The organism is Mycobacteroides salmoniphilum, from assembly GCF_004924335.1.
GTDB classification, from domain to species: Bacteria; Actinomycetota; Actinomycetes; order Mycobacteriales; family Mycobacteriaceae; genus Mycobacterium; species Mycobacterium salmoniphilum.
In genome coordinates this window covers 4,321,553-4,348,411 of record NZ_CP024633.1, presented here as the reverse complement: position 1 = coordinate 4,348,411, position 26,859 = coordinate 4,321,553, and the positions used below count along the sequence as shown (strand labels likewise).

The window sequence follows — 26,859 nt, the reverse complement described above, 5'->3', positions numbered from 1 at the left end:
GTGCGCTAAATACCCTGAATTGCGTTGTTTTGCTGGTACTTGACGTCTGCTCGCGACAGTCGATCATCGGGGGGCGATAGCGACCACACGGTCAGATATGCCAGCCCGAAGAACGCGGCGACGGCCGCTGCCACACCGGTGTGAGCCACAAAGGAGAACGGAGAGCTCACCCACTCCAGGGTGCTCGCGGCGACGGCGCCCGGCCGGTGGATCAGGTCCCAGGAGTTCCAGCGCTGGAAGCGTCCGATCACCACTCCCACGGCGCACAGGCCAACGGAGATGACCACGACGATCCACCCGGTGACCACGCCGAAGTCGCGCTGAATTCGCCGGTGTACCAACCGCAGCGACACGACGCCCAGGATGATTCCGGTCCAGGCGGCGACGCCGTATTGCAGCACATGACGCCAGAACGCGATGCCGTCGATCAGGTGCACCAGGTCGGTGACGAGATACGGTGCGTTGGGTAAGAAGGCAAGCCACACCAACCCGATCGGGATGAGCCAAAACTTATGCCGGACAGTCGAAAACGCCAGCGCGGCGAAGACCGGCAGCCAGGCCAGGAACAGATTCCAGATCAGGAAGCGGGTGGGGTAGAACATCGGTGCCGCGGGATCCGTGACGCCGAGCAGGAAGGTCAACAGGCTGGTTGCGACCAATGAGAGAACCAGCACGGCACGTCGGGCTTCGGTCATGCGTCAAGTTTGCCCGAAGGTTGACCGAAGCGGTCAGCCTGCGACAGCGCGGATGAATCCGGCCGCCGCATCTTCCAATTGCTTCAGTCCCGGATCTTCCAGCGGGTAATGGCCGGTGCGCTCCAGCGGTACCACCGTCACCGGCACCTTGGTGATGAGGTCGAGTACCGGCCGGCTGAACTCGTAGGGTGTCCATCGGTCCTCGTCAGGCTGGGTGAGGATGATGGGGCACACGTCGAAATCGGCGGGCTCGACGGCGGGGGCGTAGCTCATGTAGTCGGCCAGGAACTTCACGCTGACCCAGTTGGCCGCGGACGTGCGGTCCTTCATGAAGACCTTCATCGCCGCGCGGTTATTCGCGAGTGTGCTCATCTTCGATGCCAACCACATGGGGTAGCGGACTCGCCGGGCCGGTGTCTTGGCCGCGAGTCGCAGGAAGGGCACGCCGACGCGTGCGGTCAGCAGGTCGTGGGCGGTGCCATCGGCCACCTCACGCACCCGCTGATCCAGGAACGTCATGCCGATGATTCCGCGTACCGTATCGCGCGGCGCCTTGGCCGCTACGTGGTAGGCGAGCATGCCGCCGGCACTGAGCCCGTACAGCACGATGGGTCGCACATCGCGGCGCCGCTCATACTCCAGATAGTCGACCACCAGGTCCACCCAGTCGCCGTATCCCGGTACCGCCCCCGGTGCCACATCGGTAAGCCCGTAGCCGAGGTTGTCGATCGCGACGGTCTCGAAGCCCCTGCGCGCCAACGGTGCACCGAGAATGAGCGACATCTGACGGCCGTTGGTGCCGACGCCGTGCAGCAGTACCACCTTCACCGCTGCCGCGGGGTTGGGGTACCGGTCGAGGTGCACCTGGTTACCGTGCCAATCCCAGAACTCCTCCTGCGGCACCGTCGACTCGTCGAGGCGTAGCCGCTCGGGAAGGAACATCTGGAGGTCTTTCCACGCTTGCTGGTCGCGGTAGTAACGAGGCATACGGCAACCCTATGCGTGGTCTGACAACGGCGGTACCCCGGAATGCACGAAACCCTCGTCTCCCAGCGCCCCCGACCCGACGGCAGTGCGAGGCCACCTGATTTCTGAGGTGTGAATCCCCGCGGCGCGGACGGATACGATCTTGCATGTGCTTACCGCGCTGTCCCGCGTGATTATCAGAGCGCCCAAGCGGGTGCTACTCGGCGTTGTCTTGTTGACCATGCTCGTCGCGGGGTTCGGCGCCAACGTTGCCGAACATCTCGGTGCCGCCGGCTTCCAAGACCCGCATTCTTCCTCCGCGCGTGGAATGAAGCTGCTCACCGAAAAGTTCGGTCAAGGCGATATGGACCTGATGCTCGTGGTCCGTGTCCCCGGTGATGTCCGGGACCCGGCAGCGGCGGCGGCGGGCGCGAACCTCGTGCGCACCGTGCGGGATTCCCCGCACATCGCCGCGGTCTTGTCCCCCTGGGACGCTTCGCCGCAGGCCGAGAGCTTGATCAGCAGGGACGGCAAGACGGCGTTGGTGGTCGCGCAGGTCCTTGGCGGGGAGAACAGCGCGCCAAAGTATGGAAATGCGTTGGCCGACAAAGTTGTCGGTGAGCGCGACGGTCTCACGGTGTTGGCCGGCGGCACGGCGATGGTGGCCTCGGAGATCAACGAGCAGTCGGAGAAGGACCTGGTCACTGCCGAGGCCATTGCCTTGCCATTGTCGTTCCTCGCACTCATCTGGGTGTTCGGTGGTCTGTTCGCCGCGCTGCTACCGCTCGTCGTCGGTGTCATGGCAATACTAAGCACCTTTGGATTGCTCAGGGGAATAACGATTTTCGCCGACGTATCCGTCTTTGCGCTCGAACTCACCACGGCCATGGGCTTGGCCCTCGCGATCGACTACACGTTGTTGCTCGTGAGCCGGTATCGGGAGGAATACGGCCGGCTCGGGGATCGCGACGAAGCCTTACGCAACGCGGTGGCCACGGCCGGGCGCACGATCCTGTTCTCGGCCTGCACGGTATTCCTCGCGGTGGGTGCGTTGGCGGTCTTCCCGATGTACTTCCTGCGCTCGATGGCGTATGCGGGCTGCGGTGTGGTTGCGCTTGCTGGCCTCTACGCTGTCGTCGTAGCCCCGACGTTGATCAAGCTCCTCGGTGACCGAATTGAATCGCTGAATATACGTAAACTGTTGCAGAACAAGGTAGAAACTAGGGAAGTCAAGCAGAGTTTCCTGTATTCGACCGCCTCTTTCGCGATGCGTCATGCGATTCCGTGCACCCTGGTGGTCGTGGTGGTGCTGCTCGTCCTCGGGGCGCCGTTCGTTCGCGCGCGTTTCGGGCTGCCCGACGATCGGGTGCTTCCGACGAGCGCCCAGTCGCGACAGGTCGGTGATCTGCTGCGCACGGAGTTCCCTGGCAACGAGGCGATGGCCACGTCGATCGTGATCCCGGACGCGCGAAACCTTGCCGCTGGCGATATCGCCAGTTATGCCGCCGAGCTATCGAAAGTCTCTGGTGTCGTTGAGGTCTCGGCTCCCGGCGGCTCCTATGTCCAGGGGAGCGCCGTCGGTCTGCCGCAGTCCCCGACTGGGGTCAAGGACGGCAGCGTATGGCTTTCGGTGGTGATCGCAGATCCGTCGTCCGACTCGAAGTCCCGACAAGAACTCGACCGGCTGCGGGCGGTCCCCGTACCGCATGGTGCCGAGGCCCTGTTCACGGGTCCTCAACAGCTCAACCAGGATTCGGTGGACGAGATTGTCCGTCTCTTGCCGGTGGTGCTGATCCTCGTTGCGGCAACGACTTTCCTGCTGATCTTCTTGCTCACCGGTAGCCTCCTGCTTCCGCTGAAGGCTCTGGTGCTCAATACGTTGTCGTTGTCGGCCACGCTGGGCGCGCTGGTGTGGGTGTTCCAGGAGGGGCATCTTGGGGGACTCGGAACCACGGCGACCGGCACGCTGGTAGCGGATGTGTTGGTGTTCTTGTTCGCGACAGCATTCGGTTTGTCCATGGACTACGAGGTGTTCCTGTTGTCCCGGATCCGCGAACACTGGCTCGCGTCGCCGCAGCGCACCGAGGACAACGCCGAGGCAGTAGCTCTCGGCATAGCGGGCGCTGGGCGGGTGATCACTGCGGCCGCCACCCTGATGGTGATCGTCTTCGTGGGGCTGAGCAGCGGTGAGGTGTCCTTCATGCGAATGATCGGAGTGGGCCTGGCACTTGCGGTTGTGGTAGACGCGACGCTTGTTCGCATGGTGTTGGTGCCGGCAGTCATGAAGTTGGCAGGCAGATGGAATTGGTGGGCTCCTGCGCCGCTGGTGAAACTCCATGCCAAGGTGGGCCTTAACGAGGGTTGAGACGCGGCTTGAGGTGAGACGGATCTGGTTGAGATAGGGCTCTATTCGACGGTCAGGCTGATCTCGCCGCGCAGTTCGTGGTCAAGTAGGAACGCGCCGGATTCGCGCATCGTCGGCGGGTGGAACGAGTAGGCCGAGATACACGACGCGAGGTAGGCGATCTCGGGATCGGTGGCGAAGGCGACGCCACCCACCCTTGAGACGATGCGGGCCACACTCGGCTGAAGCTGGTCGCGCAGACCTAGCCGGATCCACAACAGATCAGCGAACAGCGCGTCGCTTCGGTCTCCGGCGTCGTAGCGTTCGGCGACCATGCGCAGCGCACGCCAGACTCCTTCGATCGGTGAGAACAGTTCGACGAAGTCGGCCTCGGTGAAGTCGCTGCGGTCGGCGAGTTTGAGCGCAAGGCGCGTCGCGGCCCCGACATAGCCCGCAGTGATGATGAGACCGAACAGGACGTAGCCCGACTTCTCGTTCCGGCCGTCGGGATCTTCCACATCGCTGACCATCATCAGTTCGTTGGGGACGAATACGTCCTCGAAGATCACCGCGTGAGTTTGTGCTGCCGACAGCGGCGAGCTGGTCCACAGCGGTGCGACGCTGAGCCCGGGGCTGCCGTTCCAGATGAGCGTGATCGCCCGCTGCCCGGTGTCATTGAGAAGCACGCTTGCCATGATGCAATCCATGCTGTCGGCGAGGCTGCACGGCTTCTTCTGTCCGGTGACGGTGTAGCCGCCGTCGGCCGGTGCCGCTTCCATTGTCGGCCGGAACACGCTGCCCGCGATGGTGCCTTCCGAGAAACCTGAGGCGAACACGGTCCGGTTCTCGATCAGCGACTTGATCAGACCCACGGTCGCCTCATCGGTTGTCGTGGCGAAGTCGGCCAGGCCCGCGACGGAGAGGTAGTGCATGGTGGTCGCGGCGGCGAGCGACGGGCTCAGGTAACCGATACCGCGTTGCAGCTCAAGTGTTTCCACACAGGTCGCACCCAGTCCGCCGAGGTCCTTGGGCGCGGTCAATCGGGGTCCGTCGTGCTTCTTCCAGATCTCGACGACGTTCGTTCCTGGGTCTTCGGCGGTTATGAGACCAAGCGACTCCAGCTTGTCCGCGAGTTCCGGGAGATGCCTGCGGACGGCGGCGACGTGAGACAGTCGCGATTCGAGTGCGGTGCGGTCCATGCTGACATCCTCTTGGTCGATTGGGTGTGAATTACGGTGAAGGCGAGCGGGATACAGAGATGTACTGGTTCAGTGCCTCGGCGGAGGTCATGGTCGGTCGCCAGTCGGTGGTCGATTGCAATAGGCGAGAGTCGAGCAACGGGTCGCCCAGCGTCACCCAGTGACCGGAGAACGGAGCAAGACGCAACCGGAACATCAGGTCCGCGCCAATCTTCAAGAGAGGCAATGGACCAGAGATCAGCCGCGCCCCGCTCATGGAACAGATCTCTGTGACACTCGTGGAGTCCGTTGGGGCGACGTTGTATATGCCCGTCAATCCGTGTTTGAGGATGGTGGCGTAGGCGTCCACTAGGTCGGTATCCCAAAGGAATTGGTAGAAGGAGCGTGCCGGCTCCGGGTAAAGCACCAGCTTAGCGAGGAGTGCCTTGAGGCCCGAGTTGGCGAAATGCTCGCCCACTATGTAAGAGGGCCGCACGACGGCCAGCTTTGTGTCTCCCTTGTCGGCGTTCGCCCAGTGCCAGTTCGCCAGGTGCTCCATGAGTGCTTTGTGAAAAAAGTAGTAATGCTGGGGGTCGCTGTCTCCGGCCGGATAGCTCTGCTCTGGGAACTGTGTGCCGGTACCACAGGCTGTCACGCCCAGCGCATTGGCGCTTGAGGTCAGGATGAGTTGCCCGATGCCTACTCGATTCGCTCGCTCGAGCAGTGTCCGGGTGGCCGTCACATTCACCTGGTAGGCGTGGCGCTTGTCCCGAGGCTCTTCGACGCAGTACGCGAGGTGGACGAGTGCGTCGTAGCCGGTGATCGGCTCGAGGTCAATCTGGCCGCTCAGGTCCAGAGGTATTTCGCGTAGCTTTGGGTGTTGCAGGCCGGTCTGTCGTCGGCCCAAGGCCGTCACCTCGGCGATGTCTTCGTTGCGCAGTGCCCAGGTGAGGATGGCCCTGCCGAAATCTCCCGTTGCGCCGGTGATGGCGAGGCGGAAGTCTGCGCTCATGCAGCAGCCAGAGCCCACGAGAGTTCTTTGGTAAGCACCTCTGCGCACCAGATGACTTCTTCTTCGCTTAGCTCCGAGGTCATGCACACACGCAGAATCGGTTTGCCAAGTGGCACTGCTGGATAGATGGCTGGGGTGACGAACACTCCCGCGTCTCTCAGCTTGTTCCAACTCAGTGCGGTCCGCAGCTCGTCGAACAAGCGAATGGGAATGATGGGCGACCAGTCGGGACTGAGTTCATCTGGGCGGTGCAAGACGACATTGAGGGGCTCGAGCGACTGACGCATGAGCCGGGCGTTGCGTTCGAGCCTTCCTCGACGTTCCCTGCCCTCTTCCCCGCGGATGACCTCGATCGCCGCGGTCGCTGCTGCCATGGAGGCCGGCGTGCCGGAGGTGCTGAACCAGAAGGATCGGGCGCTGAGCCGGATCTCGTCGACAATGTCCTGCGAGCTCGCGATAAATCCGCCCAGCCCGCCGATGGCCTTCGATAACGAACCCATCAGGATGTCGACGTCTTGTGCGACGCCGTTGCGTTCCGCCAGGCCCGCCCCCGTGGGGCCGAATACGCCGATCCCGTGCGCCTCGTCGACCATGAGCAAAGCACCGGCCTCCTTGCAGACCGCAACGATCTGTTCCAGCGGGGCGGTGGAACCCTCCATGGAGTACAGCGAGTCAACAAGCACCAGCTTGCGCCGGAATGGTGTCTGGGCGTGACTGTGCAGGGCGGCAGCCAGGGATGCGACGTCGTTGTGGGCGAATTTGGCCTCTACCGCCTGGCTGAGCCGCACTCCGTCACGGATCGAAGCGTGTGCGTAGGAATCCACTACAGCGAGGCAATCGGGGCCGAGAAGTCCTTGAATCGCACCGACATTGGTTTGATAGCCGGTGGTGAACACCACCGCGTCCTCGCGGCCGAGCCACATCGCGAGCTGCTGTTCGAGAGCGACATGCACGGGATAGGTGCCGTTGAGTAATCGGCTGCCGGTGGTGCCGGTGCCAAAGTTCTGTGTCGCGGTGACAGATGCGGCGATCACGCTGGGGTGAGTCGAGAGACCAATGTAGGAGTTCGAGCCCAGTAGCACACACTCGTGGCCTCGGACCTCGACCCTCGGCGGGACGCCGGGGTCAATCTGCTGAAAGAAAGGAAGCTGTCCGGTGGATGCGAAATGCCGCACCATGGCTATCCGCTGGCCAACGTCCTTCGCGATGTCACCGGTTTCGGCATACTCCGTCGCACTTTCGCTCTGAACCATCTACATCCAATCCTGGCTTGTGGCCATGAACGCTTGGCGCCGTTGCAGGCATACCTCTACTAACGATTCGTAGCTGTGCGTGGTTCAGATGGTTTGGCCAAAGAATCTGTATTGGCCAATCAGTGAGCGCTCAGACTCCTCACTCTTGGTACTCCGGAATGCACGAAGCCCCCGTCTCCCAGCGGGAAACGGGGGCTTCGTGATTAATGGATCAGAAGGCGGCTTCGTCGAGTTCCATGATGTCGTTGTCGACGTTGTCCAGGATGGCACGGGTCGAGGTGAGCTGCGGCAGCATGTTCTTGGCGAAGAACGAGGCAACCGCGATCTTGCCCTCGTAGAAGGACTTCTCGGCACCGGTCGCGCCGGCATCGAGAGCATCGATGGCCACGGCGGCCTGACGCTGCAGCAGCCAGCCGATCAGCAGGTCGCCCACGCTCATCAGGAAACGCACGGAGGCCGTGCCCACCTTGTAAACCTGAGTGATCTCCTGCTGGGCGGCCATCAGGTTGGCGGTCATGGTCGCGGCCATGCCCTGCACGTCCTCCAGAGCCGTTGCGAGCAGCGCACGCTCGGCCTTGAGGCGGCCGTTGCCGGTCTCACTGTTGACGAACTGTTCGATCTGGCCGGAGATGAAGGCCAGCGACTTGCCCTGGTCCTTGACGATCTTGCGGAAGAAGAAGTCCTGGGCCTGGATCGCCGTGGTGCCTTCGTACAGCGAGTCGATCTTGGCGTCACGGATGTACTGCTCAATCGGGTAGTCCTGCAGGAAGCCGGATCCACCGAAGGTCTGCAGGCTCTCGGTGAGCTTCTCGTAGGCGCGCTCGGAACCCACACCCTTGATGATCGGCAGCAGCAGATCGTTGAGCCGCACCGCTTCCTCGGCCTCGACACCGTTGATGGCCTTGGCAGCCACGGTGTCCTGGAAGGTGGTGGCGTACAGGTACAGCGCGCGCAGGCCCTCGGCGTAGGCCTTCTGGGTCATCAGCGAGCGGCGCACGTCCGGGTGGTGCGTGATGGTGACGCGCGGGGCCGTCTTGTCGGTCAGCTGCGTCATGTCCGCACCCTGTACGCGGGTCTTGGCGTACTCGAGGGCGTTCAGGTAGCCGGTCGAGAGGGTGGCGATGGCCTTGGTGCCCACCATCATGCGGGCCTGCTCGATGACGTCGAACATCTGCGCGATGCCGTTGTGCACCTCGCCCACGAGCCAACCCTTGGCGGGAACGCCGTGCTGTCCCAGGCTCAGCTCACAGGTGGCCGAAACCTTCAGGCCCATCTTGTGCTCGACGTTGGTGACGAAGACGCCGTTGCGCTCGCCCGGCTCGCCGGTCTCGAAGTTGGGGACGAACTTGGGCACGAAGAACAGCGACAGACCCTTGGTGCCGGGGCCGGCACCCTCGGGGCGCGCCAGCACCAGATGCATGATGTTCTCGAACATGTCATCGGAGTCGGCCGAGGTGATGAAGCGCTTCACACCGTCGATGTGCCAGGAGCCATCATCTTGCTTGACGGCCTTGGTGCGTCCGGCGCCCACGTCCGAACCGGCGTCGGGCTCGGTGAGCACCATGGTGGCGCCCCAGCCGCGCTCGGCGGCGAACTCGGCCCACTTCTTCTGCTCATCGGTGGCCACGTTGTAGAAGATCTGCGCGAAACCGGCACCGCCGCTGTACATCCAGACCGCGGGGTTGGCGCCGAGGATCATCTCCTGGATGGCCCACATCAGTGAGCGTGGAACCGGGCTGCCGCCCAGTTCTTCGATCAGGCCGAGGCGATCCCAGCCTGCGTCGGTGACTGCCTTGACGGACTTCTTGAAGGCCTCGGGGATAGCCACCGAGTGGGTCTCCGGGTCGAAGACCGGCGGGTTGCGGTCGCCCTCGGCGAAAGAATCGGCCAGCGGTCCCTCAGCGAGGGTGCGCATCTCGGAAAGGAAAGTGCGAGCGGTCTCTTCGTCCAGCTCGGGGAATTCCTCACCACCGAATACCTGCTGAATGTTGAAGAGCTCGAAGAGGTTGAACTCCAGGTCGCGGACGTTCGACTTGTAGTGGCCCATGTGCGTCATTGCTTTCTCTTGGGTCTGACCGTGGTCTCGTGGGGCTGTTCTGATATTCGGTTGGGTTCTTACTTCTGATTAAGTTACCCACCGGTAACAACTGAACTATACCGCTGAGTAGCGTGTGACAAAAGTCCTGGCCTTGTGGTTGTCATCACAATTCGATATCGCAGGTCAGGGGGCGTTTTTTCATGGTTCTGGAGAGTGATGTCGGTGGTGTGGTGTTGGCTTGTGCATGCCAGCTCACAGCCCTGAGAGGAACTTCTATGCCCGCCATGCCCCCACCCGTTCCGACTGAGTTGCACGGGCTGATCGAGTACATCGCTGCGCAGCAGGACGCCTTCCGGATTGTGGCCTTTGGGCTAACCGACGATCAGGCACGTCTGACGCCGACGGCGGGCACGCTGTCGATCGGTGGGCTTATCAAGCACGTCACCAACATGTTGGCGGGCTGGACAGACAGGATTGTCGCCGCGCCCAACCCCGGATCCGACCGTCAACGCGCCGATGACGAATTCACCTTGCGCGACGACGAAACACTTGCTGAAGCCGTGGCCGCGTTCTCGGCGCAGAGCGAGGCGACACTGGCCGCGATCAAGCAGAAGGGACTGGATACTCCGGTGCCCGTCCCTTCCGCGCCGTGGTTCCCCAAGGACGTCGATGCCTGGAATGTGCGGTGGGTGGCGTTGCACATCATCGAGGAACTGGCACGGCACGCTGGTCACGCGGACATCGTTCGCGAGTCCATCGATGGCGCAACGATGTACGAGCTGCTGGCGGCGGCCGAGGGTTGGGAGCCCACCGACTGGCTCACGCCCTGGTCGCCCAAGAGCTAGCGGCCGTAACGCAGAATCCGCATGACGGTCGCAAAATTCAACGCGGTCGCGCTGAGGGAGCCCGCCGCGTCGTTGCTGTTGGAGGCGCCGCTGGCCAGGATGTACACGAGTAGTCCACGCACGACGTTGAATGAGACGTGCTGGCGAATACTGTTCGCCCCGGACGGAAACATGAAGCACGATTCCGTTGCGGTGAGCTCCTTGTGGGCATTCTGGACCGGCGCCGGCTCATCGAACTCGAACGAGCATCGCCACGTGGTGCTCGCGCCGGGGATGGTGTACGCGATGGCGTCGCACTTCTTCAACGCATCGGACGCGCCGTCCGTGGAGAGGGCGTCGGATGCCGGGACGACCCGGATGAGGATCTCGCGCTCGGGCTTTTTGCGATCGCGCAGGTACAGCGTCGCCGTCTCGCGGGGGCGCAGTGCCCAGACGGGGTCAATGGTGTTGCAGCCCAACGGGGTACCGCCGATGGTGGTGGCAGCGCCGGGCGGCACCGCCGGATTGAACTCCCCAGACCTGAAGGTGGGCGAGGGATTCTTCTCCCACCCGTCGGGATAGTCGAACTGACCGGGTAACAAGGTGTCGAGGACGTTGTTCTGCTGTCCGGCCAGCGATTCGCCCGGCCTCACCGTGCCCGCACTCGTGCCGGACGGGCGTGCGGGTTTTGTGGGGCTGTCATGGCGGGGCCAGATCACGACGGCCACCACGGCTGATGCGACGAGCAGGACAACAGTGCCGACGATCGCCGCAATGCGTTGGTGTCTGACCAACGTTCGCGCCGAGTCGGGCAGCGGTGTCGCGGTCGGCACGGGCTGGGGCACCGTCTGCCTGTGCTGATGCGGGTCCGCCAGGATCTGCTGCGTGGCGAGCGCGAACTCCCCGGCACTTTGATACCGATCCGCGGGATTCTTGGCCATCGCCTTGGCGATCAGGGCATCCATTGACTCAGGTACAGAGGCAAATTGGGAGATCCGGGGCGGCGGTGCCGAAAGGTGTGCGTTGATGATCGCGGGTAGTGAGGCGCCGGAACCGAATGGCGGCTGACCCGTCAGCATCCGAAAGAGGGTGCAGCCCAAGGCGTACACGTCGGCGCGGCCGTCGACGGCCGCGCCCGACAAGACCTCCGGTGCGGCGTACCCGATCGTCGCAGTCACGTTCCCCGCCGAGGTGACGGTGTTGCTGTCGTCGAGTGCGCGGGTGACGCCGAAGTCGCCCAGCATGATTCGTCGATCTCCCTCGGACAACAGGATGTTGGCCGGCTTTACGTCACGGTGCACCAGACCGCGGGCATGCAGATAGTCGAGGGCCTTGGCGACCTCGCTGATGATGTGAACAGCGCGGGTCAGCGACATGCGCCCACTCGTAGACTCCGACTGCGCATCGCTGCCCTGGACGTACTGCATGGCGATCCACAGATCGCCCTCCGGCGTTTCGCCGCGGTTGTGCACCGTCACGATGTTCGGGTGGTCCAGGGAGGCGGCGAGCGAGGCCTCGCGCATGAACCGTGCCCGGAAGGCCGGATCACGGGAGGCTTGGGCGCTGAGGATCTTCAGAGCTTCGGGACGCTGCAGGTTCGGATTGGCGGCCAGGTATACGGTTCCCATACCGCCGCGGCCGAGGACGCGCTCCACCGTGTAACCGGATATGACTGTCCCCGGTGGAAGATCTCCGGGTTGCTGGTTACCCGGACCCGGCGGCGGCCTCTCCGATGACGTCATGTCCCCTGTGCGTCCCTCTCGCCCGACAGTTTGGCCATCGTACTTGGGATATTTCCTCATGGCGGTCAAGACCGTGGCCCTCGCGGGGCTTGCCGAGGACCATTGGGGGCATGGCTGATCTTCCCGTCGTCGACCTCTCTGGCGATCCGGGCCAGCTACGCGCGACGCTGCGTGAGGTCACCCATGAGGTTGGGTTCTTCTATCTCACAGGCCATGGCGTTTCACCCCGGCTGGTCGATGACGTGCTGTCGGCCGCTCGCAGGCTTTTTGCGTTGCCGGCAGCGGATAAGGACGCCATCGCCATGGTGCGGAGCCCCCATTTTCGTGGATTCACCCGGCTGGGGGGAGAGCTGACCGGTGGGTTGACGGATTGGCGCGAGCAGATCGACATCGGGCCGGAACGCCGGGCCGCTGTGCGGGGCGAGGGACCCGATTACCTGTGGCTGCAGGGGCCCAACCAGTGGCCTGACGCGATTCCCGAGCTGAGGGCGACCCTCGCGAGCTGGGATGTCGCCCTGGCCGCAGTGGGGCGAAAGCTACTGCGGGAGTGGGCTATTGCTCTCGGATCGGCGGAGGGAGTATTCGACGAGGCATTCGGTGTCGAACCCGCGACCCTGATCAAGGTCATCCGATATCCCGCCAGCGGAACGACTGAGCAGGGAGTGGGCGCGCATCGCGATTCCGGCGTGCTGACCCTGCTGCTGGCCGAGCCGGACATCGGAGGTCTGCAGGTCGAGGTGGACGGGGTGTGGCGGGACGCGCCTGGGCGGGCGGGCGCCTTCATCGTGAACATCGGCGAGCTGCTTGAACGGGCAAGTGGCGGGTATCTACGCGCTACTCGGCATCGGGTGACGCTGACCGGGGAGCCCCGCATCTCGATTGCCTACTTCTTCAATCCCAGGCTTGACGCGCAGATCCCCACGTTGGACCTGCCGCCGGAACTGAGGGATCGGTCGCGCGGTGTCACGGCCGATCCGGCCGATCCGATCCACGCGACGTACGGCGAGAACGCCTGGAAAAGCCGGCTGCGGGCCCATCCCGATGTGGCCGCAGCGCACGGCCACCTCGGAGACTAGCGATCCTGCGGTTCCTCCCCGCGAACCACCTCTACGCGCAATACTCGGACTGTGGCAAACTATTGCCAGATACCGAGGAGGAGGAACCATGCGGACGATCTGTTCGATGGCTGTGGGGATCGGATGTGCGGCGATGATGTTCGCTGCACCCATCGCGTCGGCAATACCTGGCGAGGGGCCCGTTGCGGTCCAGTGTCAGGTCTATGCCAACAACAACTTTGGCCCACCTGGATTTGGCCCGGGGAGCATGCCGGGCATGGGCTTCGGCATGAAGCAGTGGGCGGGCGCAGTAATCGGCCGCGGAGGTAACGAGGCTGAGGCGCGTCAGGATGCCGAGCGGCAGATGTGGGGCCCGTACGGCATGGCGCCCGAGCTCCGCGACTGCGTACCCGCGGCGTAACGAGCGAAACAAGATCACATACACACCGTGGGCATGGGCAACGTGCTAATGCGGTGCTGTTGCGCCGTGCATCTTGGTGACGACGAGTCCTAGGACGCCTTCGGCCGGTCGTGGGTCGTCACCCGATGCGGATATGTACACCAGCCGTCCCCGGGTGATGGCGTAGTAGGTCCGATATCGGAAGTCGAAGCCGCTCCGACAGCGTGATTCGACGACGATGACATCGTCGGCCGAAACGGCCGGCACGGGCTGGTATTCGGTATCCGTGCACGTGATTCCGCTGCTGTCCTGATGGGGGCATTGCGCCAACCGCGTGCGGATCGGCGAGAGGTCCTTCCATTCGCCCGCATCGGCAATGGCGATCGACAGGCTCGCACTGCCTGCCGGTTGCAGGTGTGCGATGTGCAGTTGCGCCGGGGTATCTCCGGTCGGTAATTGCGCGGGCAGTGAACTCTCAGGAGCGCAGGGTGCGGGCGTGGGTTGACCGGGGACGGCCGTGGTGAATGCGAATTCGGCGTGGGCGATCCCGGTGTCGTTGGGCACGGTGAATCCGGGTGGGTACTCGGACGGGCTGGGGAGATACACCGAAAGGTCAATCGGTGGTGTTGCGGCCGTCGAGACGCTGGGTGCCTCGGAGACCGGGGCGTGCGCCCGCGGCCAGATGAGGGTGACGGCCAAAACGGCGCCGGCCGTGGCGAGCAGCAAGACAAGGCCCGTCAGTACCTGTCGGGCGGCGCTCTTGTCGTTCACGGACGCCTAGATACTGCGAGCCTTGAACTGCGGTTCGGACTTCTCGATGCCGGCCTTGCGCGCGATGGCGAAGTTGGGCCCACGCATGAGCCGCAGCTGTAGGCGCCGCTCCAGGCCGAAGGCGCGTCGCGGCACCATCGACCATGCCCTGTCGAACAGGGTCTTGGTCGCCGCTACCGAATCAGGGGAGCGGGACAGGATTTGGTCGATGAGTTCCTGCGCATCGGCCTCCGGGTCGGCGCTCACCTGGGTGACCAGGCCGATCTCTTTGGCGTAGAAGCCATCGAACATCTCGCCGGTCATGGTGAGTCGTTTGGCGGTATCAATTCCGATCAATTGACTCAGCGTGACGCTTCCGGACATATCGGGGATGAGACCCCACTTGGCCTCCAGGATGGAGAACTCGGCGTCGGGCGTGGTGAACCGGAAGTCGGCGGCCAGCGCCAGCTGCAGCCCGCCGCCGTAGCAACGACCCTGAATGACGGCGATCACGGGGATGCGCAACCGGCGCCATGCCCAGCAAGCCTCCTGAAAACCGTTGGTACCCAGCCAGGGGAGCGGAATGAAGTTCGCGACGACGCGCGCGGGGTCCTTCCCGGCGGCCGCGAAATCCAGTCCGGTAGAAAATGTGTCCCCCTCACCGGACAACACCACCACCCGGATCGAGGTATCGGAGGCAATATGGCGTGCGGCGGCGGTCAGCCCGTTGAGCATGTCGATGGTGAGACCGTTGAGCTTCTCGGGCCGAGACAAGGTGACGCGAGCTACCTCGCCATCGACGCGTAGGGTCACATGTGACGTCATGAAGCAAGACTAGAGGTGACATCCAGTTATGACGAGCGATACCACTTTGGACGCGGCGACGCTGCGAGAGGCGTTCGGGCACTTCCCGACCGGCGTGGTTGCCATTGCCGCCGAGATCGGCGGAACCCGAACCGGATTAGCGGCCAGCACCTTCGTGCCGGTGTCCTTGGATCCGCCGCTGGTGGCGTTCTGCGTGCAGAATTCTTCGACCACGTGGCCCAACCTGCGGGTGGCCCCCCGTCTGGGAATCAGCGTGTTGGGAGAGGCGCATGACGATGCCGCCCGCACCCTGGCCGCCAAGACCGGTGACCGGTTCGCCGGGCTGGATACCTCGACCACCGAGAGCGGCGCCGTGTTCATCGGCGGCACCACCGCCTGGATCGAGACCTCCATCCAGTCGGAGGTGCCCGCCGGTGACCACGCGATCGTCATCCTCAACATTCACGGGTTGACCGTGCACTCCACGGTGGCACCGATCGTGTTCCACCGCAGTAAGTTCCGCAAGCTGATCGGTTAGACGGGCGCCGGATAGGGACTGCTCCGGTTGGTCCGGGCCCATTCACGTTCGGCGTCTGAGTTCATCGGTGGCGGCACCAGCCCGTTGATCATCCAGAGTTCCTCGCTGGTCTCATCGATGTGGAACTCCCAGTGCACGTCCGCCCTGTCCAGGTGTGGTGCCAGGACCCGGCCGAGATACTGGGTGATGCGCTCGCGCCCTGCTTTGTCGGGCAGGGTGCGAGCGATGTGATCCACGACGATCCGCACCGCGGTCCCGGTTTGTTCCCCGCCGACATAGAAGTCGGACGGTTCAATCTCCTTGAACACCGTGACCACGTAGAACCGCGGAAGTCCCACGGTGACGTACACCTCGGTGATGCTCTTGGCGAGTTTGGATTTCTCGTTGTCGGAGAACACATGTGGTGTGTGATAAATCGTCCACAGGGGCATCTCGATCGTCTCCTTGTCGGTGCGCGGACTAGTGGCTGGGGCGGTAGGCGAGGTTCTCGACCGGCCCGGACAGCTGGGACTTGACCTGGGCGGTGAGATCGTCGGTCAACACCTCGTTGTCGCCCTTCTCCAGCGCATCGATGATGCGTGCCGCGATCACGCCGGGCGGTGTCTTCGGAACGTCAAGGGCGGACACCATGTCGGTGTCGATGAATCCGGCGTGTACGCCGAGCACATGCGTGTGCTGGGGTTCCAGCTCCAGGCGCAGCGTGTTGGTCACCGACCAGATGGCCGCCTTCGAGGCCCCGTAGGCGCCTGCCCCGCCCAGCCACGAGAGCACCGAGTGGATGTTGACGATCGCACCGCCGCCGTTGGCCTTGAGGATCGGCGCGAACGCCCGGATGACCCGCAGCGGGCCGAATACGTTGGTCTGGAACGTCGCGTCGACTCGATCGAGGTCGCCGGTGAGCAGCGAATCGGGATACAGCACACCGGCGTTGTTGACCACGATGTCGACGTCGGTGAGCTCGTCGGCCAGGGCCTGCACCGAAGACTCGGAGACCACCTCGAGCTGCTTGGTCACCACCTGCTCGCGCGGGTCCTCGAATGGTTGGCGCGCGGTGCTGTAGACCTTGCGGGCTCCGCGGCTCAGTGCCTCGTCGACGATGGCGGCACCCAACCCACGGCGTCCTCCGGTGACCAGTACGACCTTGTTTTCGATCATTCCCATCTCCTAACTAACGATTACGTTAGTTAGGACGTTAGCGGGACTAGCTGAATAACGCAAGCGTTAGTTACAATGGGCAGGTGACCATGGAGTTCGAGCGGCTGCTGCGGGACCGCTCCCGCTGGAACACCGATGAGTGTTCGATCGGGAAGGCCCTGGACTTACTGGGTACCAAGACCGCATTCCTGATCGTTCGCGAATGCTTCTACGGCTCAACCCGATTCGACGAGTTTTCCGAGCGCATCGGGGTATCGGCGCCGGCGGTATCGCGTGCACTCAAGCAATTGGAGACGGCGGGCGTCATCGAGAAGGTGCCCTACCGTGAACCTGGCCAGCGGGAACGAGACGGGTATGTGTTGACCCGGATGGGCGAGGATCTGCTTCCGGTGCTGCTGTCCCTGCTCAAGTGGGGGGACGAGTACTTGCAGGACGGGCGTAAGCCGCTGGAATTGATCGACAAGCAGACCGGGCGGGAAGTTGAGGTGCAGGTGACGTCCCGACCGGGTCAGCAGGTGGATGCGGAAGGCATCGAGGTCCGGTGGGCGGGCCGTTAGTCCGCTAGCCGCCCCGTCACTGTCGCTAGGGCAGGTGGCGTTCCAGCGCGTTCAGATGGTCACTCCAGAAATGTCGGTATGGGTCGATCCACTGGTCGATCTGGACCAGGCCGTCGGCGCGCAGCGCATAGATCCGGCGTTGTGCGTCGGGATTGACATCGACGAGACCCGCCTCGCGCAGCACGCGGAGATGCCGCGAGACGGTGGGCTGTGTCAGGCCGGGCAGTGTCGCGACGAGTTCCCCGGCGGTCCATTCACCGCCGGCCAGGGCATCAAGCAGAATGCGGCGGCTTGGCTCTGCGACCGCTTCGAAGGCGTCCATTTCCTAAGTATCGCACTTCATCTATATAGACACAATGCGATATAAGATACCTGCCGAGGCGCGCTCCATGTGCCAGAACGGCCTAGGGACGCTTGGCGAGTTCTTCTTGGTATCCGCGGATGCGATCACGGAGCTCGCGTGCATCATCGGCGCGACCTTCGCGGTCAGCGAGATCGGCGCGCAACGAGAGTTCTTTGATGGCGGTGCGGATATCGGCCACGCTCACGGTGTCACCCATATTCCGATGCTGCCCGCATTGCGTGAAATGGGCATTGGCAACCAGTCACAAAGTCCCGGCCAACAACTTGGAACTCAGCGGCGGCCGATGATGGTTCGGAGCTTGCCGATCTGCCATCTGGCGATGGGGCGGATAAAGGGTGCGGCCAGGCGCAGTGGCAGCCAACCCACCCACTTCGGGGTGCCGCCCACATGCCAGGTAAGTCGGGTGCCGCCCGTGCCGTTGTCCGCCACCTCGAAGATCTCCGCGGCCGAATTCAGAGCCAGCGGAATGGAACACGCGGTGATGGTGACACCCAGTACGCGGTTGGGCTCATGGACGACGATCTGTTCGGCCAGTACGACGAAGGTGTTGACGAACGCGCGTTTGGTTCCCACCTCGCGCAATGCCGTGCCGGCGTAGTCCACGCCCGTGGTGAACGGGGTCCAGCTCATGAACCGCTCGTCAAGCAGGGCCTTGAACACCTGATCGGGCGGATTGAAGAAGTCGCGCTGGACGGAGAGCGCGAAGGAGGCTTCGGAGTCCAGGTACTCGCGCAGCTGACCGGCGGCCACTGGGGTGAGGTTGAATCGCGCGGCGGAGATACCCCCCGCGGCAAGGATTGCCAGCAGGATCAAGCCCGCGACGGCACCTGCGGCTGCCAGGCAGACAGCGGCGATGACGATGACGAGCCAGGTTTCCATGCGTTTCTCCTATGCCAAACCCGGCTAACGGCGGAACAACTTATTGCCCAACCAGACAATCGGGTCGTACTTGCTGTCGGCAACGCGTTCCTTCATGGGGATCAGCGCGTTATCGGTGATGTGGATGCCTTCCGGGCACACCTCGGTGCAGCATTTGGTGATGTTGCAGTAGCCGAGGCCGAGTTCCTCCTGTGCCGCCTCGCGGCGGTCGGCGACATCGAGCGGGTGCATCTCCAGCTCCGCCACGCGCATCAGATATCGCGGGCCGGCGAAGGCCTTCTTGTTCTCCTCATGATCGCGCACCGCGTGGCAGGTGTTCTGGCAGAGGAAGCATTCGATGCACTTGCGGAACTCCTGTGACCGTTCCACGTCCTCCTGCTGCATCCGGTACTCGCCGGGCTTCAAGTCTTTAGGCGGGGTGAATGATTGGACTTCCCTGGCCTTTTGGTAATTGAACGACACGTCGGTGACCAGGTCGCGAATCACAGGGAAGGCGCGCAAGGGGGTCACGGTGACGGTGTCCGACTCATCGAAAGTCGACATCCGGGTCATGCACATCAGCCGTGGACGGCCGTTGATCTCGGCCGAGCAGGACCCACACTTGCCGGCCTTGCAGTTCCAGCGCACCGCCAGATCCGAGGCCTGAGTGGCCTGGATGCGATGGATGATGTCGAGCACCACCTCGCCCTCGCTCACCGGAACGGTGTAGTCGATGAGCTCACCGCCGTCCTCGTCGCCTCGCCAGACCCGGAGTTGTGCGTCGTAGCTCACGTCAGGATTTCCTTCCCGAATGTTCTGCCAGTTCTTCCGGTGTGAAGTATTTCTCCAGCTCGCCGATCTCGAATAGTTCCAAAAGATCTGGGCGCAAAGGGGTCTGCGGTTCGGGGGTGACAAGCACGTCGGGAACCGCCGGATCGCCACCGGTGGTGCTACACACCAGGAGCGTCTTGCGCCAGGTGGCATCCATGCTCGGGTGATCGTCGCGGGTGTGCCCGCCGCGGCTCTCAGTGCGCAGCAGGGCCGCCTTGGCCACGCATTCGCTGACCAGCAGCATGTTGCGCATGTCGACCGCCAGGTGCCAGCCCGGGTTGAACTGTCGGTGTCCCTCCACCGCAACGTGTTTGAAGCGCTCCTTGAGCTCGTTGAGCTTGACCAGGGCCTGCTCGACCTCTTCTTCCTTGCGGATGATGCCGACCAGGTCGTTCATCGCCTGCTGCAAATCGGTGTGCAGGGTGTACGGATTCTCGGCGCCCTCGGCCGCGGGGTCGCCGAAGGCCGTCAATGCCAGGACGGCGGCCTTGTCGACATCTGATTCAGAGATCTGCGGACGCGACGCGAGTCCCTTGACGTACTCGGCGGCGCCCAGGCCGGCGCGCCGCCCGAACACGAGCAGGTCCGATAGGGAATTGCCGCCCAATCGATTTGAGCCGTGCATGCCGCCGGAGCATTCGCCTGCGGCGAAGAGACCCGGCACCGTCGCGGCGCCGGAATCGGGATCGACCTCGATACCACCCATCACGTAGTGACAGGTCGGCCCGACTTCCATGTCGTCTTTGGTGATGTCTACCTCGGCCAGTTCCTTGAACTGGTGGTACATCGACGGCAGCCGCCTCTTGATCTCCTCGGTGGGGATGCGCGAAGCGATGTCGAGGTAGACGCCGCCGTGCGGGGTGCCGCGACCGGCCTTGACTTCGGAGTTGATGGCCCGGGCGACCTCATCGCGGGGTAGCAGATCGGGAGTGCGCCGTGCCGAGTCGTTGTCCTTGAGCCATTGATCGGCTTCTTCCTCGGTCTCGGCGTACTGACCCTTGAACACCGCCGGGATGTAGTCGAACATGAACCGCTTGCCCTCGGAGTTCTTGAGTACTCCGCCATCACCGCGCACACCTTCGGTGACCAAGATGCCCTTGACCGACGGCGGCCAGACCATGCCGGTCGGGTGAAACTGGATGAACTCCATGTTGATCAGGGTCCCTCCGGCGCGCAGCGCCAGGGCATGACCGTCACCGGTGTACTCCCAGGAGTTCGATGACACCTTGAATGACTTGCCGATACCGCCCGTGGCCAAAACCACTGCGGGAGCTTCGAAGAGGATGAACCGTCCCGATTCGCGCCAGTATCCGAAGGCGCCCGAGATTCTGGAGCCACCGTCGGTGCTGTCTAAGAGCAGATCGGTGATGGTGCATTCGGCGAAAATCTTGATACGTGCGTCGTAGTCACCGGTTTCGGCGAAGTCTTCCTGCTGCAGCGAGACGATCTTCTGCTGCATGGTGCGGATGATCTCCAGGCCGGTGCGGTCACCGACGTGTGCCAGCCGAGGATAGGTGTGGCCACCGAAGTTGCGCTGGCTGATCCGGCCGTCCTTGGTGCGATCGAACAAGGCGCCGTAGGTTTCCAGCTCCCAGACCCGGTCCGGAGCCTCCTTGGCGTGCAACTCTGCCATCCGCCAGTTGTTCAGGAACTTGCCACCGCGCATGGTGTCGCCGAAGTGCACCTGCCAGCTGTCCTTGTCGTTGGCGTTACCCATCGAGGCCGCGCAGCCGCCCTCGGCCATCACGGTGTGTGCCTTGCCGAACAGAGACTTGCAGATCACCGCGACCTTGAAACCCTGTTCACGGGCCTCGATGACGGCGCGCAAGCCGGCACCACCGGCACCGATCACGACGACGTCGTATTGGTGCCGTTCGAGTTCAGCCATTAATTAACCCCATTTGGTTGCGAATGGATGTGGTTGCTAACCAACAAATCTCAGGTCGGAGATGGTGCCGCTGGCGACCAGCATGATGTACAGGTCGGTGAGAATCAGCGTGCTCAGCGTGATCCAGGCGAACAGCATGTGTCTGGTGTTGAGCTTGCTCACCTGTGTCCAGATCCAATACCGGACAGGGTGTTTGGAGAAATGCTTGAGCCGCCCACCGGTGACGTGCCGGCAGGAGTGGCATGACACCGTGTACACCCACAGCAGGACGACGTTGGTCACCAAGATCACGTTGCCCAGGCCGAATCCGAAGCCGCCGGTCTTCTCCGAATGAAAGGCGACGATGGCGTCGTAGGTGTTGACGATCGAGATGATCGCGGCGGCGTAGAAGAAGTACCGGTGAATGTTCTGCATGATCAGCGGCAGCTTGGTCTCACCGGAGTACTTCGCGTGCGGCTCCGCGACGGCGCAGGCGGTGGGCGATTGCCAGACCGACCGGTAATAGGCCTTGCGGTAGTAGTAGCAGGTCAGCCGGAAGGCCAACAGGAATGGCAGCGAGATGAATGCCATGGGAATGAACCAGGGCAGATCGCCCACCCAATGCCCGAAGTGACTGGCACCGGGGGCGCAGGCGGTGCTGACGCATGGCGAATAGAACGGCGTCAGGTAGTGATACTGCGGTACCCAGTACGCGCTACCCCAGAATGCCCGCACGGTGGCATAGATGACGAAGGTCGCCAGGCCGAGGTTGGTGAGTAATGGTGCGAGCCACCACTTGTCGGTGCGCAGCGTGCGCTGCTGAATGTGGGCACGCGAAGGCGAGAAGACCCCGGTGGCTTGGCTCATCTGATTCCTTGCTCTTCGCGCAAGCGGCTCATCGATAGCCCCCCACGCCTTCGTCGTCGATATCGCCCCAGAACTCCCGGTCGTACTCGGTGTCGGGGATCTGGATCTTCTCGTTACTGCCATGGCGGTGCTCATGGGGCGAGAGGTCCAGGTCGGCGGCGTCGATATCCAGCCGCTCTACGTCATTGACAATGCGGCGCACGGCCGGCAGGTCGCCGTACCGAGACTCCAGAGAGTGGACACAGCGGCGCAGGCTGCCAAGTGCTTGGTTGAGCTCGGTGAGCTCCGTCTTCGTCGACATCGGACTCCTTGGGCTGAAGGTGTCGTGGATCACAGGCTACGACACCCATCTTGCCAGGACAGCCGAACGGGAAGTGACACAAGTCACTGATGTCTTTGGTTAATTCACGATCACCGAGCGGATTCTGCGATTGCTGTGCCGAGCTGTTCGGTGGTGGCGCCACCGCCGAGATCCGGGGTACGGACCCGGCCTTCCGCCAATACCTGGTCGACGGCGCGGCGGATCTTGTTCGCTGGGCTGGACTCGTGGAGATGGTCCAGGAGCATTGCCCCGGCGAGTATCTGCGCGACGGGATTCGCGATGCCCTGTCCGGCGATGTCGGGCGCAGAGCCGTGGACCGACTCGAACATGGAGATGGCCGTGCGCTCCGGATTGATGTTTCCCGACGCCGCGAGCCCGAGTCCGCCGGTGACCGCCGCCGCCAAGTCGGACAGGATGTCGCCAAAGAGGTTGGAAGCGACGATGACATCCAAGCTTCCCGGGTCGCTCACCATGCGTGCGGCGAGCGCATCGACGTGCATCGACATGGACGGTATCTGCGGGTACTCGGCCGCTATCTGATTGAAGATGCTGTCCCAGTACGGCATTGAATGAATAATGCCGTTCGACTTGGTTGCCGAGCACACCCGCATTCCCGTCGAGGCGGCCAGTTCGAACGCGTATCGGATGATGCGCTCGCATCCGATACGGGTGAAAACCGATTCCTGTAGCGCGAATTCGTGCTGTCTGCCGCGGTTGTGTACGCCACCGATGGTGGAGTATTCCCCCTCGGAGTTCTCGCGGACGATGACCATCGAGAGGGCGTCGGCGGAGACTCCAGCGAGGGGTGAGGCGAGGCCGGGCAGCAGACGCACCGGTCGCAGGTTCACGTACTGGTTGAAGGCGCGCCGCAGCGGGATCAGCAGGCCCCACAGTGAGACGTCATCGGGGACGCCCGGATAGCCCACGGCGCCAAGCAGAATCGCGTCGAATCCGGCCAATATCGCGGGCGCATCGGCGGGCATCATGGCGCCGGTCTTGGCGTATCTCTCGCAGGAGTAGTCGAATTCTGTCCATTCGATGCGCCCACCGGTGGCTGCGTCCATCACCTTGACGGCTTCCCGGGTCACGTCGACGCCGATCCCGTCACCCGGAATGGTCGCCACTCTCATCCGGGCGCTCATACGGCCGCACCGATGTACTTGGTCTCCAGGAACTCCTCGATTCCTGCGAAGCCCCCTTCGCGCCCGATACCGGACTGTTTGACGCCGCCGAATGGTGCGGCGGGGGTGGACACGACGGGCCGGTTCAGGCCCACCATGCCGGTCTCCAGCTGCTCCGACACACGCCATCCGCGTCGGGTGTCATTGGTGTATAGATATGCCACCAAACCGAATTCGGAGTCATTGGCGCGGGCGATCACTTCCTCCTCGGTGTCGAAGCTCGCTATTGCGGCAACCGGTGCAAAGATCTCGGTGCGCATCATGTCGCTGTCATCGGGCACGTCGGTCAACACCGACGGGGGATAGAAATAACCGGTACCGCCGGGCGCCTCGCCACCCAGTCGTACTGTGGCTCCCCGATTCTGGGCGTCCCTGACCAGGCGGTCGGCCTTGGCCACGGCGTCGGGATCAATCAGTGGCCCCACGTCTACTCCCGATTCGGTGCCGCGTCCCATGCGCAATGCGGCGAGTCGCTCGGTGAGTGCGTCGGTGAACGGCCCCGCGATAGCGCGCTGTACGTAGATCCTGTTGGCGGCCGTACAGGCCTGCCCGATGTTGCGCATCTTCGCGATCAGCGCGCCTGCGGCAGCCTCGTCGGGGTCGGCGTCGTCGAACACGATGAACGGCGCGTTTCCGCCCAGCTCCATCGAGGTGCGCTTGACGGTGGGGGCGCACTGCGCCAGCAGATAGCGACCGACCTCGGTAGATCCGGTGAACGAGAGCTTGCGAACCCGGGGATCGGCCAGGAGCGGCGCCATGGTCGATCCGGGATCGTCAGTGGTGATCACCGATACCACCCCATCGGGCACTCCGGCCTGGCGCAGGATCCCGAGCAGGGCCAGCATCGACAGTGGTGTCTGTTCGGCAGGTTTGACCAGGCAGGTGCAGCCCGCGGCGAGTGCGGGACCGATCTTTCGCGTCCCCATGGCCAACGGGAAGTTCCACGGAGTGATCAGCAGGCACGGTCCCACCGGTCGGTGCGTCACGATCAATCGTGATCCGCCGTCAGGTGCCAGCATCATGCCCCCGTCCTGGCGCACCGCCTCGCCGGCGAACCAGCGGAAAAACTCCGCCGCATAGGCGACCTCCCCGCGTGACTCCGCCAGGGGCTTGCCCATCTCCAGGGTCATCAGCAGGGCCAGGTCTTCGGTGCTCTCGACCATCAGCGTGTACGCGCGCATCAGCACATCGGAACGCTGCTGCGGCGATGTCGCGGCCCAGGAGCGTTGTACCGCAACGGCATTATCCAAGGCGGCGAGGGCCCCGGGGCCGTCCATGCTGGCGACATCGGCGAGCACCTCCTCGGTGGCCGGGTCGACGACAGGGAAGGTGGGACCGTGGCGGACCTGCTGGGCGAGCGCGGTGGCGATCACCGCGGTCTCGGTGGACAGGGGGGTAGACACTGTGCCGGGATGCATGCCACCATGCTAGGGAGATTGTCAACAATCGACAATAGTTCCGAACGTATCAAGGGAAGGGGTGCCGTGACTGTGGGTCTTCGCGCAAGCGGCTCATCCGCAACCGCGCTATCGCCCGTGCTCAAGCAGGCCACCTCGGTGGTGGCCGCGCGAGGCCAGGGTTGTTATCTGTACGACGAAAGTGACTGTGAATACCTGGATTTCACTGCCGGTATTGGCGTAGTGAGTACCGGTCACTGCCATCCGCACGTGGTCGAGGCCGCGCAACGGCAGGTGGCCACGCTGATCCACGGGCAATACACCACCGTGATGCACCGTCCGCTGCAGAACCTGGTGCGCCGTCTTGGTGACGTGCTGCCGGTAGGTCTGGACTCGTTGTTCTTCGCGAATTCCGGTAGTGAGGCCATCGAGGCCTCCGTGCGGCTGGCGCGGCAGGCCACCGGTCGCCCGAATATTGTTGTGTTCCAGGGTGGATTCCACGGACGCACGCTGGCAGCGGCGACCATGACGACGTCGGGACCGCGATTCTCCTCGGGAATCGGCCCCTTGATGGCAGGCGTCTACACCGCTCCATTCCCGACGGCATATCGATACGGTTGGAGCGAGGCCGAGGCCACCCGATTCGCGTTGCAAGAGCTTGACTACCTGTTCGCAACGGCGACGGCGCCCAACCAGGTGGCGGCGATGGTCATCGAGCCGGTGCTCGGCGAGGGGGGGTACATCCCCGCCAATACCGAGTTCCTCGCCGGGGTCGCCGAGCGCGCTCGTGAGCACGGCATCCTGTTGGTGCTCGATGAGGTCCAGACCGGATTCGGCCGCACCGGAGAGTATTTCGGGCATCAGCACTTTGGCGTGACGCCAGATATCTTGGTGATGGCCAAGGGGATTGCCAGCGGTTTTCCCATCTCGGGTATCGCGGCATCTGCGGAGTTGATGGGGCGCGCCTGGCCCGGCTCTCAAGGGGGTACCTACGGTGCCAATGCCGTCGCATGTGCGGCCGCGGTGGCCACCCTCGACGTGATCGACGAGGAACGGCTCGTCGAAAACGCTCGGGCGCGCGGCCAGGAGCTTCTCGATGGTGCGCGGAAGATCGCCGCCGAACGGGGGATTGACGGCGACGTGCGCGGACTGGGATTGATGGTTGGCGTGGAGTTCAGTCGGGATGGCCGTCCCGCGCCGCAGTTGGCCGCCCGTGCGCAGGCCGCTGCCGCCGAGAGCGGACTGCTCCTGCTGATGTGCGGGCCGCATATGAATGTGGTGCGCATGATTCCGCCGTTGGTGGTGACGGCCGACCAGGTATCCGATGCACTCGGCATCTGGAGCACCGTGTTGGCGGGGCTGTGATGGATCGCTACATCTCGATCACGCTGACCAAGCGGGACATCACCTGTCGTGCGCGGCTCTTGGACGCCGAGGCGCCCAGAACCTGTGACACGGTGTGGAATTCACTACCGCTCCTCGGCCAGGCCTATCACGCCAAGTATGCGCGCAATGAGGTGTACACCCTGCTGCCACCCTTGCTGCCGGCGCCCGGCCGCGAGAACCCGACGGTCACCCCGATCCCCGGCGATGTGTGCTTCTTCGGTTTCGAACCGTGGGAGATCGGCAACCCCGCGTACGGATACGAGCCGGGATCGGAAGCTCATTCGGCGCAAGGTGCCACCGATCTGGCGATCTTCTACGGCCGGAACAATCTCTTGATCAACGGTGATGCCGGTTGGGTGCCCGGGAACGTCTTCGCGACCATCGAAGAGGGCCTGGCCGATATCGCGGGGGCCTGCCAGGACCTGTGGCTCACCGGGGTTCAGGGAGAGCAGTTGGCCTTCGCGCGGGCCTAGTT

28 protein-coding genes are annotated in these 26,859 nt (G+C 63.5%); 8 read left to right on the top strand and 20 right to left on the bottom strand.

Annotated elements, in window-relative coordinates:
* Positions 1 to 5 precede the first annotated feature (5 nt).
* Positions 6 to 695: a DUF1361 domain-containing protein gene (locus DSM43276_RS21505; protein WP_078328340.1), complete on the bottom strand. Its 690-nt coding sequence runs from the start codon at positions 693 to 695 to the stop codon at positions 6 to 8.
* 33 nt (positions 696 to 728) lie between these two features.
* Positions 729 to 1,682 carry an alpha/beta fold hydrolase gene (locus DSM43276_RS21500; protein WP_078328339.1) on the bottom strand — a complete coding sequence of 318 codons (954 nt, stop codon included), beginning with the start codon at positions 1,680 to 1,682 and terminating at the stop codon, positions 729 to 731.
* A 148-nt stretch (positions 1,683 to 1,830) separates the two neighbouring features.
* Here DSM43276_RS21500 and DSM43276_RS21495 point away from each other — a divergent pair, with 148 nt between their 5' ends.
* Positions 1,831 to 4,026, top strand: a complete 2,196-nt coding sequence (locus DSM43276_RS21495) for an MMPL family transporter (RefSeq protein WP_078328338.1) — start codon at positions 1,831 to 1,833, stop codon at positions 4,024 to 4,026.
* Between the two features lie 41 nt (positions 4,027 to 4,067).
* On the opposite strand, the gene DSM43276_RS21490 is transcribed toward DSM43276_RS21495, so the two are convergent.
* The 4 genes from DSM43276_RS21490 to DSM43276_RS21475 form a co-directional block, all read right to left on the bottom strand.
* Positions 4,068 to 5,204 carry an acyl-CoA dehydrogenase family protein gene (locus tag DSM43276_RS21490; RefSeq protein WP_078328337.1) on the bottom strand — a complete coding sequence of 379 codons (1,137 nt, stop codon included), beginning with the start codon at positions 5,202 to 5,204 and terminating at the stop codon, positions 4,068 to 4,070.
* Positions 5,205 to 5,235: 31 nt separating this feature from the next.
* Complete coding sequence (locus DSM43276_RS21485) at positions 5,236 to 6,195, bottom strand: NAD-dependent epimerase/dehydratase family protein (RefSeq protein ID WP_078328336.1); 960 nt, start codon at positions 6,193 to 6,195, stop codon at positions 5,236 to 5,238.
* A complete protein-coding gene (locus DSM43276_RS21480) occupies positions 6,192 to 7,448 on the bottom strand; it encodes an aminotransferase class I/II-fold pyridoxal phosphate-dependent enzyme (RefSeq protein ID WP_078328335.1) in 1,257 nt (418 codons plus the stop codon). The genes DSM43276_RS21485 and DSM43276_RS21480 overlap by 4 nt, the downstream gene beginning before the upstream one ends.
* A 211-nt stretch (positions 7,449 to 7,659) precedes the next feature.
* Positions 7,660 to 9,495: an acyl-CoA dehydrogenase gene (locus DSM43276_RS21475; RefSeq protein ID WP_078328334.1), complete on the bottom strand. Its 1,836-nt coding sequence runs from the start codon at positions 9,493 to 9,495 to the stop codon at positions 7,660 to 7,662.
* Between the two features lie 266 nt (positions 9,496 to 9,761).
* Here DSM43276_RS21475 and DSM43276_RS21470 point away from each other — a divergent pair, with 266 nt between their 5' ends.
* Complete coding sequence (locus tag DSM43276_RS21470; protein WP_078328333.1) at positions 9,762 to 10,331, top strand: DinB family protein; 570 nt, start codon at positions 9,762 to 9,764, stop codon at positions 10,329 to 10,331.
* Here DSM43276_RS21470 and DSM43276_RS21465 read toward each other — a convergent pair.
* On the bottom strand, positions 10,328 to 12,052 hold the full coding sequence (locus DSM43276_RS21465; protein WP_078328332.1) for a serine/threonine-protein kinase: 1,725 nt from the start codon (positions 12,050 to 12,052) through the stop codon (positions 10,328 to 10,330). The two genes, DSM43276_RS21470 and DSM43276_RS21465, sit on opposite strands and share 4 nt — an antisense overlap.
* Before the next feature lie 110 nt (positions 12,053 to 12,162).
* Between DSM43276_RS21465 and DSM43276_RS21460 the strand changes: the two genes are divergently transcribed.
* Entirely contained in the window at positions 12,163 to 13,128 is a 966-nt protein-coding gene (locus DSM43276_RS21460; RefSeq protein WP_078328331.1) for an isopenicillin N synthase family dioxygenase, read from the top strand.
* A gap of 88 nt (positions 13,129 to 13,216) precedes the next feature.
* Positions 13,217 to 13,528 carry a hypothetical protein gene (locus tag DSM43276_RS21455; protein ID WP_078328330.1) on the top strand — a complete coding sequence of 104 codons (312 nt, stop codon included), beginning with the start codon at positions 13,217 to 13,219 and terminating at the stop codon, positions 13,526 to 13,528.
* A gap of 45 nt (positions 13,529 to 13,573) precedes the next feature.
* On the opposite strand, the gene DSM43276_RS23650 is transcribed toward DSM43276_RS21455, so the two are convergent.
* Together DSM43276_RS23650 and DSM43276_RS21445 are read right to left on the bottom strand one after the other, a co-directional pair.
* Positions 13,574 to 14,278: a hypothetical protein gene (locus DSM43276_RS23650; RefSeq protein WP_078328329.1), complete on the bottom strand. Its 705-nt coding sequence runs from the start codon at positions 14,276 to 14,278 to the stop codon at positions 13,574 to 13,576.
* A 6-nt stretch (positions 14,279 to 14,284) separates the two neighbouring features.
* Positions 14,285 to 15,082, bottom strand: coding sequence for a crotonase/enoyl-CoA hydratase family protein (locus tag DSM43276_RS21445; RefSeq protein WP_078328328.1), 798 nt, complete (start codon positions 15,080 to 15,082; stop codon positions 14,285 to 14,287).
* A gap of 28 nt (positions 15,083 to 15,110) precedes the next feature.
* On the opposite strand from DSM43276_RS21445, the gene DSM43276_RS21440 reads away from it, so the two are divergent.
* Positions 15,111 to 15,599, top strand: coding sequence for a flavin reductase family protein (locus tag DSM43276_RS21440; RefSeq protein ID WP_078325966.1), 489 nt, complete (start codon positions 15,111 to 15,113; stop codon positions 15,597 to 15,599).
* Here DSM43276_RS21440 and DSM43276_RS21435 read toward each other — a convergent pair.
* On the bottom strand, positions 15,596 to 16,030 hold the full coding sequence (locus DSM43276_RS21435; protein ID WP_078328327.1) for a tautomerase family protein: 435 nt from the start codon (positions 16,028 to 16,030) through the stop codon (positions 15,596 to 15,598). The two genes, DSM43276_RS21440 and DSM43276_RS21435, sit on opposite strands and share 4 nt — an antisense overlap.
* Before the next feature lie 28 nt (positions 16,031 to 16,058).
* Positions 16,059 to 16,754: an SDR family oxidoreductase gene (locus DSM43276_RS21430; RefSeq protein ID WP_078328326.1), complete on the bottom strand. Its 696-nt coding sequence runs from the start codon at positions 16,752 to 16,754 to the stop codon at positions 16,059 to 16,061.
* A gap of 89 nt (positions 16,755 to 16,843) precedes the next feature.
* Between DSM43276_RS21430 and DSM43276_RS21425 the strand changes: the two genes are divergently transcribed.
* Positions 16,844 to 17,311, top strand: a complete 468-nt coding sequence (locus DSM43276_RS21425) for a winged helix-turn-helix transcriptional regulator (RefSeq protein ID WP_078328325.1) — start codon at positions 16,844 to 16,846, stop codon at positions 17,309 to 17,311.
* A 25-nt stretch (positions 17,312 to 17,336) separates the two neighbouring features.
* Here the strand turns inward: DSM43276_RS21425 and DSM43276_RS21420 are convergent, their stop codons facing one another.
* The 9 genes from DSM43276_RS21420 to DSM43276_RS21380 all read right to left on the bottom strand — a co-directional run bounded on the left by DSM43276_RS21420 (position 17,337) and on the right by DSM43276_RS21380 (position 25,019).
* Entirely contained in the window at positions 17,337 to 17,633 is a 297-nt protein-coding gene (locus DSM43276_RS21420) for an ArsR/SmtB family transcription factor (protein ID WP_078328324.1), read from the bottom strand.
* 82 nt (positions 17,634 to 17,715) lie between these two features.
* Complete coding sequence (locus tag DSM43276_RS21415) at positions 17,716 to 17,871, bottom strand: hypothetical protein (protein ID WP_099051656.1); 156 nt, start codon at positions 17,869 to 17,871, stop codon at positions 17,716 to 17,718.
* 74 nt (positions 17,872 to 17,945) lie between these two features.
* Positions 17,946 to 18,554 (bottom strand): SRPBCC family protein, encoded by a 609-nt coding sequence (locus DSM43276_RS21410; RefSeq protein WP_078328323.1) that lies wholly within the window; start codon positions 18,552 to 18,554, stop codon positions 17,946 to 17,948.
* Between the two features lie 24 nt (positions 18,555 to 18,578).
* The gene (locus DSM43276_RS21405) at positions 18,579 to 19,325 is read right to left on the bottom strand and encodes a succinate dehydrogenase/fumarate reductase iron-sulfur subunit (protein WP_078328322.1); all 747 of its coding nucleotides are present in this window, start codon (positions 19,323 to 19,325) and stop codon (positions 18,579 to 18,581) included.
* Between the two features lies 1 nt (position 19,326).
* A complete protein-coding gene (locus tag DSM43276_RS21400; RefSeq protein ID WP_078328321.1) occupies positions 19,327 to 21,252 on the bottom strand; it encodes a fumarate reductase/succinate dehydrogenase flavoprotein subunit in 1,926 nt (641 codons plus the stop codon).
* A 36-nt stretch (positions 21,253 to 21,288) separates the two neighbouring features.
* The gene (locus DSM43276_RS21395; protein WP_078325973.1) at positions 21,289 to 22,098 is read right to left on the bottom strand and encodes a hypothetical protein; all 810 of its coding nucleotides are present in this window, start codon (positions 22,096 to 22,098) and stop codon (positions 21,289 to 21,291) included.
* 28 nt (positions 22,099 to 22,126) lie between these two features.
* Entirely contained in the window at positions 22,127 to 22,399 is a 273-nt protein-coding gene (locus DSM43276_RS21390; RefSeq protein ID WP_078281168.1) for a hypothetical protein, read from the bottom strand.
* A gap of 110 nt (positions 22,400 to 22,509) precedes the next feature.
* Positions 22,510 to 23,562 (bottom strand): isocitrate/isopropylmalate dehydrogenase family protein, encoded by a 1,053-nt coding sequence (locus tag DSM43276_RS21385; RefSeq protein ID WP_078328320.1) that lies wholly within the window; start codon positions 23,560 to 23,562, stop codon positions 22,510 to 22,512.
* Positions 23,559 to 25,019: an NAD-dependent succinate-semialdehyde dehydrogenase gene (locus DSM43276_RS21380; RefSeq protein ID WP_078328319.1), complete on the bottom strand. Its 1,461-nt coding sequence runs from the start codon at positions 25,017 to 25,019 to the stop codon at positions 23,559 to 23,561. Before DSM43276_RS21380 ends, DSM43276_RS21385 begins: the two co-directional genes overlap by 4 nt.
* A 66-nt stretch (positions 25,020 to 25,085) precedes the next feature.
* On the opposite strand from DSM43276_RS21380, the gene DSM43276_RS21375 reads away from it, so the two are divergent.
* Both DSM43276_RS21375 and DSM43276_RS21370 read left to right on the top strand, forming a co-directional pair.
* Positions 25,086 to 26,363 carry an aspartate aminotransferase family protein gene (locus DSM43276_RS21375; RefSeq protein WP_078328318.1) on the top strand — a complete coding sequence of 426 codons (1,278 nt, stop codon included), beginning with the start codon at positions 25,086 to 25,088 and terminating at the stop codon, positions 26,361 to 26,363.
* Positions 26,363 to 26,857, top strand: coding sequence for a DUF3830 family protein (locus DSM43276_RS21370; RefSeq protein WP_078325977.1), 495 nt, complete (start codon positions 26,363 to 26,365; stop codon positions 26,855 to 26,857). Before DSM43276_RS21375 ends, DSM43276_RS21370 begins: the two co-directional genes overlap by 1 nt.
* The last annotated feature ends 2 nt before the right edge of the window (positions 26,858 to 26,859 follow it).